Origin of the sequence: Sediminivirga luteola, assembly GCF_014639315.1 — a bacterium.
Lineage (GTDB): Bacteria > Actinomycetota > Actinomycetes > Actinomycetales > Brevibacteriaceae > Sediminivirga > Sediminivirga luteola.
In genome coordinates this window covers 152,088-159,675 of sequence record NZ_BMFY01000010.1, presented here as the reverse complement: position 1 = coordinate 159,675, position 7,588 = coordinate 152,088, and the positions used below count along the sequence as shown (strand labels likewise).

The 7,588-nt window shown below is 68.9% G+C and carries 11 protein-coding genes; 2 read left to right on the top strand and 9 right to left on the bottom strand.

The window, feature by feature from the left end; translation table 11 throughout:
* Positions 1–36 precede the first annotated feature (36 nt).
* The 3 genes from IEW13_RS12090 to IEW13_RS12080 form a co-directional block, all read right to left on the bottom strand.
* Positions 37–501: a hypothetical protein gene (locus tag IEW13_RS12090; RefSeq protein WP_188551170.1), complete on the bottom strand. Its 465-nt coding sequence runs from the start codon at positions 499–501 to the stop codon at positions 37–39.
* Entirely contained in the window at positions 498–854 is a 357-nt protein-coding gene (gene cmtR / locus IEW13_RS12085; protein WP_188551169.1) for a Cd(II)/Pb(II)-sensing metalloregulatory transcriptional regulator CmtR, read from the bottom strand. The genes IEW13_RS12090 and cmtR overlap by 4 nt, the downstream gene beginning before the upstream one ends.
* Positions 855–1,124: 270 nt before the next feature.
* Positions 1,125–2,402, bottom strand: coding sequence for a DUF445 domain-containing protein (locus IEW13_RS12080; RefSeq protein ID WP_188551168.1), 1,278 nt, complete (start codon positions 2,400–2,402; stop codon positions 1,125–1,127).
* Between the two features lie 371 nt (positions 2,403–2,773).
* On the opposite strand from IEW13_RS12080, the gene IEW13_RS12075 reads away from it, so the two are divergent.
* Complete coding sequence (locus tag IEW13_RS12075; RefSeq protein ID WP_188551167.1) at positions 2,774–2,980, top strand: hypothetical protein; 207 nt, start codon at positions 2,774–2,776, stop codon at positions 2,978–2,980.
* An 88-nt stretch (positions 2,981–3,068) separates the two neighbouring features.
* On the opposite strand, the gene IEW13_RS12070 is transcribed toward IEW13_RS12075, so the two are convergent.
* Positions 3,069–3,443, bottom strand: coding sequence for a VOC family protein (locus IEW13_RS12070; RefSeq protein ID WP_188551166.1), 375 nt, complete (start codon positions 3,441–3,443; stop codon positions 3,069–3,071).
* Positions 3,444–3,522: 79 nt separating this feature from the next.
* Here IEW13_RS12070 and IEW13_RS12065 point away from each other — a divergent pair, with 79 nt between their 5' ends.
* The gene (locus tag IEW13_RS12065; RefSeq protein WP_188551165.1) at positions 3,523–3,981 is read left to right on the top strand and encodes a MarR family winged helix-turn-helix transcriptional regulator; all 459 of its coding nucleotides are present in this window, start codon (positions 3,523–3,525) and stop codon (positions 3,979–3,981) included.
* A 194-nt stretch (positions 3,982–4,175) separates the two neighbouring features.
* Here IEW13_RS12065 and rplI read toward each other — a convergent pair whose 3' ends face one another.
* The 5 genes from rplI to IEW13_RS12040 all read right to left on the bottom strand — a co-directional run bounded on the left by rplI (position 4,176) and on the right by IEW13_RS12040 (position 7,405).
* Positions 4,176–4,634 carry a 50S ribosomal protein L9 gene (rplI, locus tag IEW13_RS12060; RefSeq protein ID WP_188551164.1) on the bottom strand — a complete coding sequence of 153 codons (459 nt, stop codon included), beginning with the start codon at positions 4,632–4,634 and terminating at the stop codon, positions 4,176–4,178.
* An 18-nt stretch (positions 4,635–4,652) separates the two neighbouring features.
* Complete coding sequence (rpsR, locus tag IEW13_RS12055) at positions 4,653–4,889, bottom strand: 30S ribosomal protein S18 (RefSeq protein ID WP_188551163.1); 237 nt, start codon at positions 4,887–4,889, stop codon at positions 4,653–4,655.
* 27 nt (positions 4,890–4,916) lie between these two features.
* A complete protein-coding gene (locus tag IEW13_RS12050) occupies positions 4,917–5,495 on the bottom strand; it encodes a single-stranded DNA-binding protein (protein WP_188551162.1) in 579 nt (192 codons plus the stop codon).
* A 61-nt stretch (positions 5,496–5,556) separates the two neighbouring features.
* Entirely contained in the window at positions 5,557–5,847 is a 291-nt protein-coding gene (gene rpsF, locus IEW13_RS12045; protein ID WP_188551161.1) for a 30S ribosomal protein S6, read from the bottom strand.
* Between the two features lie 124 nt (positions 5,848–5,971).
* Complete coding sequence (locus IEW13_RS12040; RefSeq protein ID WP_188551160.1) at positions 5,972–7,405, bottom strand: glycosyltransferase family protein; 1,434 nt, start codon at positions 7,403–7,405, stop codon at positions 5,972–5,974.
* Between the last annotated feature and the right edge of the window lie 183 nt (positions 7,406–7,588).

Genomic DNA, 7,588 nt, shown 5'->3' with positions numbered 1-7,588 from the left:
CTACCGATCATCGAGGACCTCGACCCCTACCCACCCTCAGCTACGCCGCGAGTCCCGCTCCCCACCAGAAGTCCGAAGAGCCGGCATGACGATCAGGCTCAGGGCGGCGATGCCGATGCCGATGGGGCTGTGATCGACGTCTTCGACGCCGGTCAGGGTCAGTACGGCTTCGACCGTGATGTAGGCGGCCAAAAGGAAGAACGCCACGCCGATGGCCCGCACGGCCGGCTTCTCCCAGCGTTGCGGGTCTTTACGGGTGAACTGCCAAGCCACTGCTACTGCGGAGAGCACCTCGATCACCGAGTCCAGGCCGAATCCGATCAGCGCGGCAGAACCTGCGGCAGCCCCGGCACCAATGGCCACGACGGCTTCTATCACGTTGTAGCTGATGGTGAAGGCCACGATGAACCGCACCCGCCGGTGCAGGATTGCGCGGCGCTCAGCGGTGAGCGCCACAGCCGCATGGCTGTCCGCGGCCGGTTTGCGCTCGCCGCCGGTCACGGGGTCTGACCTGAGGTGCAGCATCCCTCGGGGCACGCCGGATCAAGGCATGCGGCGCCCTCATCGACCGCCAGCGTGGTCTCCACCAGCGCATTGAGTGCCGCCGTCAGGTGAGGGTCAGCGATCTCGTACCGGGTCTGGCGGCCTTCCGGCTCGGCCACCACGATTCCGCAGTCGCGCAGGCAGGCCAGATGGTTGGACACGTTCGTCCGGGTCAGTTCCAGTTCGCGCGCCAGTTTGGCCGGGTAGCCGGGCGCATCCAGCAGGGACAGCAGAATGCGGGACCGAGTGGGGTCGGCCATCGCCCGGCCCAGCCGGTTCATCACATCAAGACGCGAAGCAATAGTCAGCATACACTGACCATACAGTGGTGACTGACCAATCAGCAAGCACCGGCAATGCGGAAGATTACTGCAGTTACGCGATCGGTCGTCACGCGATCTTCTATCTGACTCGTGCGGATAGCGTTGATGTGGTCCGGATCCTGCGCCAGCGGACTTCGGCCACACCTGTGAGCACCCCTGTTTGAACGCCCTGGCGCATCAGCTCTCGCTTGAACACTGCGGCGCGTCAGTCCGATCCGGCCCCGCGAACGAGCAGCCCGGACCGGCGATCAGTGCGGCTCAGGGCAGCAGCAGGGTGACGGCGTGGATCGCCAGGCCCACGAGCGCGCCGATGACGGTGCCGTTGATGCGGATGTACTGCAAGTCCTTGCCGACGAACAACTCGATGCGGCGGCTCGCCTCGCGGGCGTCCCAGCGGGCGATCGTCTCGCCGATGACGCTGGCCAGCTCCGGCCCGAAGCTCTGCGCCAGATCCCCCAAGGTGCGCGCCAGCCGGTCATCCGCGCGAGCCTGGAAGTCCTCGTCGGCGCTCATCTTCTGCGCCAGATCGCCGATGATCGCCGCCAGCCGGGGCCGCAGGGCGCTGCCAGGGTCGTCCACGGCGCGGCGGAGGGAACGGCGGAAGCTCTGCCACAGCGCCAGGATTGCCTGCTCCGTCTCCGGGCGGGAGAGCAGGGTGCCCAGGAGCTCCTCCAGCTTCAGGCGCGTCGGCGTGTCCTGCTGCAGGTCCTCGGCCAGCCGCAGCAGCCAGGCGTCCAAGGCGATCCGCGCCTGATGGCGGGGGTCGTCGCGGACCTCCGCCACCCAGCGCAGCACCTCGCGGTGCAGGCGGCCGGCCAGCTGGTCGCCGAGCCAATGCGGCACCCAGGAGGGACGGCGCGACTCGACCATCTCCTCGATCACGCGGGGGTTGAGGCTCAGCCAGGTGTGCGCCTCGCCGATGATCAGGTCGACGACGCCGTGATGGGAGCCGTCCTGGACCAGGTCGCCGAGCAGGTCGCCCAGCACCGGCGACTTCTCCGCCTCGATGAGCTTGGGCACGATCACGCCAGTGGCCAGGTCCATCACGTCCCGGTCCTCGATCCGGTCCAGGGCATAGCCCAGGCCGGCGGCGATCCGGTCGGCGGCATACTCCTGGTTCTTCGTTTCGCTCAGCCAGGCCCCCGCCCGGGCGGTGACCCGGGTGCGCCGGATCTTGTCCTCCACGACATCGGCGCGCAGGAAGTTCTCCGCCACGAACGTGCTGAGCGATTCGCCCAGGGCGTCCTTGCGACGCGGGATGATCGCGGTGTGCGGGATGGGCAGGCGCAACGGGTGCCGGAACAAAGCGGTCACGGCGAACCAGTCGGCGATGGCGCCGATCATCGCCGCCTCGGAGGCACGCCCGACGAACCCCCACACGCCGGTGAGGTCCGTGAACAGGTGCGTGGCCAGGAAGACCAGCGCCGCCAGCACCAGCAGGCCCAGCGCCACCGCCCGCATCCGTCGCAGCGCGGCCCTGCGTTCGGCCTCGTCGCCCAGGGTCGGCACGGGCGTCGGCTGGAGGGTGTCGGCCATACCGCCAACTCTACGCGGCCACCGCACGACGAAGGCCGGCCCCCGGGGACCGGTCCGCGAGAGCGGCGGACGTCCAACCGAGTTGTCGGAGGCCTCGAAGACAAGGGCGTCCGATGACGGCCTATGACACAAATGGCTGCGCTATGCCGGATGAGGTCGGCGGCGAACGGGCCGATGCCGGTGACACAAGCGATTGATCGCGGGCCGTCTCCTCCGGCAGGGCGCGCAGACAGGCGTCGGTGAGGATGCCTTCGGCTGCCGCCTCGGCAGCAACCGCGAGGTACTCGGCCTTCCGTCCGGGCATCTCACGCCGCCTCGGGGACGCGAGTGCGTTGGGAGAGCACTGCCTAGCAGCCGGCGCCGTAGGGCGAATGGAATCCGCACGGCCGGAACCCGGGCAGCGCCGCCTGCGCGGCTGGGATGACCGGCTCCCGCCAGCCGGCATCAGGCCAGGCGTTCGCATTGATATTGAGGGACAGGAACAGGGCAACCTGTCCCGCGGCGGCACCCAGATCCCCTTCGCCGTTCACCTCGATCCTGGCCTGGTCGCCGTCCTGGGTGAATGGCGGCCGGAGTGAACGACTCCCCGAACTGCCTGCTCGTCTCCAGCGACCGCGGCTCGGCGACGTCGGAGAACCTGCCGATGCGACGCCATATGGATGGCTCCTACCCGGCGCCGGAGTGGATGGTGACGGTGTAGCCGTCCGGATCACGGAAAGCGAACTGGAGGCCGAAGGGGCCCTCGAACGGTTCCTGCGCGATCGGCACCCCGGCCTGGGTAAGGCGCGCGTGCAGTCCTGCCGCATCCGGGTTGTGGAACCAGACCCCGATGCCCGTGCCGAGGGGGCCGGCGTCGAGGTCGACACTGGGGAAGGGGTCGCGGACCGCGAAGGAGACTCCCCCGCCGGAGAAGACGACCGCGGCCGGGTTCGGGATGGGCAGCCGGTTCAAACCGATGAGGTCTTCGTAGAAGCGAGCGGAGACCTCGGTATTGCGGACCTGGAACGATACGAACGTCGGACCCGCAGTGGTGGTGGTCATGTGATGTTCCCTCTTTCCTATTGGGCCGCCTTGATGTCAACATACTGACACTAAAGCCGAGATGTGTCAAACTATTGACATGGACGAGATCGCACTGGCGCCCGAGCGAACCCCTGCGGAAGAGCTCGGGGTGCTGATCAAGGAAACTCAGGCGGCGCTCAACCAGCGCATGGCGGAGGTGCTGCGCCCCCTGGGACTCAGCGTCGCCCAGTACGCCTGCCTGCAAACGCTTCACGACAGCCCGGGAATCACGGGCTCTGAACTGGCCCGGCGGGTCTTCGTGTCACGGCAGTCCATGAACGTCCTTCTCCAGGGCCTGGAGAAGCGCGGCCTCATCGAGCGTGCTGAAGAGCCCGGGCCGCGACGTGAACGCAGCACGACCCTCACCCCGCACGCCGCCGTATTGCTCCAGAGCGCCCGTGCCGCCGTCGCCGAGGTCGCCGGCGCCATGACCGCTACCCTGGATCCCCACGAACGCGACCGGTTACAGGCCCTCCTCGTCGCCTGTCGCGACGCCCTGACGGACAGTCCCGGGTGACATTGACGCACGAGACCGTCCCCAGTCCGCCATGCAGGTGATGGTGGAGGCTGCTCTGGTCCGATCCGCAGCTGTCCCGGATGACGTCATGGAAGGTCTCGTCGAGACCGCCCGCCAACGGTAGCGGTACACAGAAGGCCGGCCCCCGGGACTGGGGACCGGCCTTCTTATGTCCGTGAGGTGTGCTCGCCCGATCAGCGGATGCCGACGACCTCGAACGGCGCGACGGCGGTGATGTCCTCGTGCAGGCGCACGGTGGCCTTGTATTCGCCCGGCTCCTTCACGTGCGTGGCCAGGGCCACGGCGCGGCGGTCGATCGTCACGCCGGTGGCGGCGGAGAGCGCCTCGGCCACGAGGGCCGGGGTGACCGCACCGAACAGGCGGCCGTTCGCACCGGCCTTGAGCTCCAGGCTGGTGGAGGACTCCTCCAGCTTGGCCTTGAGCGCGAGAGCCTGGTCGCGGTCGGCGATCTCGCGTGCCTTCCGCGCCTTGCGCTGCGTCTCGATCTGCTTCTGGGCGCCCGGGGTCCAGCGGGTGGCCCAGCCGCGCGGGATCAGCAGGTTACGGGCGTAACCGGCCTTCACCTCGACGATGTCGCCATCGGCGCCGAGCCCGTCGACTTCCTGGGTGAGGATGATCTTCGTGGTAGCCATGTCTCTTCCTCTCCCTGATCAGCGAGCGGAGCTCGTGTAGGGAAGCAGAGCCATCTCGCGGGCGTTCTTGACGGCCTTCGCGATCAGGCGCTGCTCCTGGACGGTGACACCGGTGACCCGGCGCGCGCGGATCTTGCCGCGGTCCGAGATGAACTTCCGCAGCAGGGCGGTGTCCTTGTAGTTGATCTTGGCGATCTCGCCGCGCTTGAGCGGGTTCGCCTTCTTCTTGGGCTTCCGGACTTCCGGCTTGGCCATGGGTTACTCCTTGCGTGATTCTGGTGTCTAGAAGGGCGGCTCATCGGAGCTGGGGTTGCCCCAGCCCCCGCCGCTCTGAGGGTTGGACGAGGCCCACGGGTCGTCCTGCGGAGGCGGGCCGCCGTAGCCGCCCTGCTGCCCGCCGGCCGGCTGCCTGCCGTAGCCTCCGGACTGCTGGCCTCCGCCTTGGTTGTAGCCGCCACCCTGCGGGCCACCGCTGAAGCCGCCGCCACCGCCGCCGCGTTCGTTCCGTGCCACCTTCGCGCTGGCGAACCGCAGCGACGGGCCGACCTCATCGACGTCGAGTTCGAACACCGTGCGCTTCTCGCCCTCCTTCGTCTCGAAGGTGCGCGAGCGCAGCCGGCCCTGGACGATCACGCGCGTGCCCCGGGTGAGGGACTCCGCGACGTTCTCGGCCATGTCCCGCCAGGCGGAGCAGCGCAGGAACAGCGTCTCGCCGTCCTTGAACTCGTTGGCCTGACGGTCGAAGGTCCGCGGAGTCGACGCCACCGTGAAGTTGGCGACGGCCGCCCCGTTCGGGGTGAACCTCAGCTCGGGATCGTTGGTGATGTTTCCGACGACGGTGATGATGGTCTCGCCTGCCATTGAGGTGCTCCTGAAGGTGATCTCGCGAAATTGGCAGTGGCCGTACGGCCCGGGCTGGCTGTCAGGCGGCCTCGGGGCGCAGGATCTTGGTGCGCAGCACGGACTCGTTGAGGCCGAGCTGGCGGTCGAGCTCCTTGGTCGTGGCGGGAGTCGCGTGGAAGTCGACGACGGCGTAGTAGCCCTCGGTCTTCTTCTGGATCTCGTAGGCGAAACGCCTGCGGCCCCAGAGATCGATGTTGTCGACCGTGCCACCCTCAGCAGGGATGACCTTGATCAGGTTCTCCACCGTGGTGCCGAGATTACGCTCGTCCACCTCCGGGTCCAGAATGAGCATCAGCTCGTAGTGACGCAAAATTCACCCACCTCCTCTGGTCTGTCGCGGCCATGGTCGGTCCATGGCAGGAGGGAATATGCGTTGCTTCCGTGGAAGGCGCGTTCCGGCATGTCCGGCACGCATCTGCCCACAGACTTCACCACTATACCGGGTTCTGTCGATCCTCCGCCACCGGGGCGGCGCCGGTATCGCTCCGATGAGCCGGCCCCTGTGCCGGGTCCGGTGCCGGCGCCCGGCCTTCGCCTTCCAGCTCTACCGGGGACGCCGATGCGGGCCGCGCGCCGCCAGGCGTCCGTGCGCCGCGCATTGCCGCCACGCCGATCACGACGATGGCGACCAGCCGCAGCACGCACACCGGCCCGTAGATATGGGGCGGCAGACCCGCCTCTTCCGTGCGGGTATCGAGCAGGTAGAGCTGCTGCCCACCGGCGAAGAGGAGTTCGGCGGCCATCCACGGCAGCTGGATTCCCCAGTGCGGCACGGTCAGTACCGCGAACGGCAGCAGCCACAGGGAGAAGGATGGCGACGCGGACGGCAGCAGCAGCGCGGCACCGGCGAGTAGCGCGGTGGCTGGCGCCAGCACCGGGGCGGTCCCGCCGCGCAGCGCCATGGACGGCAGCAGGAGGGCGATCACGATGACCAGGGCCAGGATGCCGAAGACCGCCACCACGGTGGCAGCAGCGACGGGAACCTCGACGCCCAGCTGCGCCAGGATGCCCATCGGCGATCCGTCCTCGACCCGCACCTGGAACCAGGCCGGCAGCCATTCCCCGAACCTGCTGTCCAGGCCGAGCATGACCACCGCGGGCACGGCGAACGCCACAGCGAAGAGCAGCGTGTGCGTGCGCCGGGAACTCCCGTCCGCTGGCCCCTGCGCGTTCTGTCCGAGAGCCTGCGCGTTCTGTCCCAGCGCCTGCTGGCCGGGAATCGCGGAGTGCTGCGCCCACAGGCCCAGCAGAACCCCGGCCGCCACGAGCAGGGCGAGGGGGTTGATGGCGGCCGCGAGCGCGAAAAGCACTCCGGCCAGCACGGGGTTCCGGCCCTCGATCAGGCCGATGACGCCCCATAGGGCGAAGCCGATCGCGAGGGGGTCGAAGGAATGGACCACGGTGAAGACGATGACCGGGCTGAGCGCGAATGCCAGCACCCGCCAGGGCACGGCGGTCAGCCGCAGCAGCGCGATGCCCGCCAGAGCGAATCCGATCAGGTTGATCATCGCCACCAGGCTCGCGTAGGACACCGCCGACCACGCCGAGGCGCCCGAGAGAGCGGCCACCCATCCCAGCAGCGCCGCCCAGGCGGTGCCGCCGAGGCCCGTGGCCAGGGAGGGGTCCAGGTACTGCGCGATGAGCGGCGAGTGGCACAGATGCGCGTAGGTGCCCGCCTCGTCCGACCAGGCGGTGCCCATGCACGGCGCCTGAATCAGGACGCCCAGGAGCGCCATGGCCCCAAGCAGGCCCAGGATCACACGGGCCCGGATGCGCCCGTCCCGCGGCGTCACACGGGTGTGCGCGCCGTCAGGGCCTCCCAGCAGGGGCTGCACCCACACGGCCAGCGACGAGTTGCGGTCCGGCATGACTGTAAGACTACCGGCGGTCCTGCCCGCCGGCGCGTCCGCGCCGGACCACCGGAACGGGACGGAGGGCTCGCGCCGGCCTGCATCCGTCCGCAGGAGCCGGTGACCCGTGTCAGCACGCGGGCCCGCCGGGACGGTCTGGTCCACCTTCACTGAGATCACAGCAGCGAGGCTTCCAGCCGG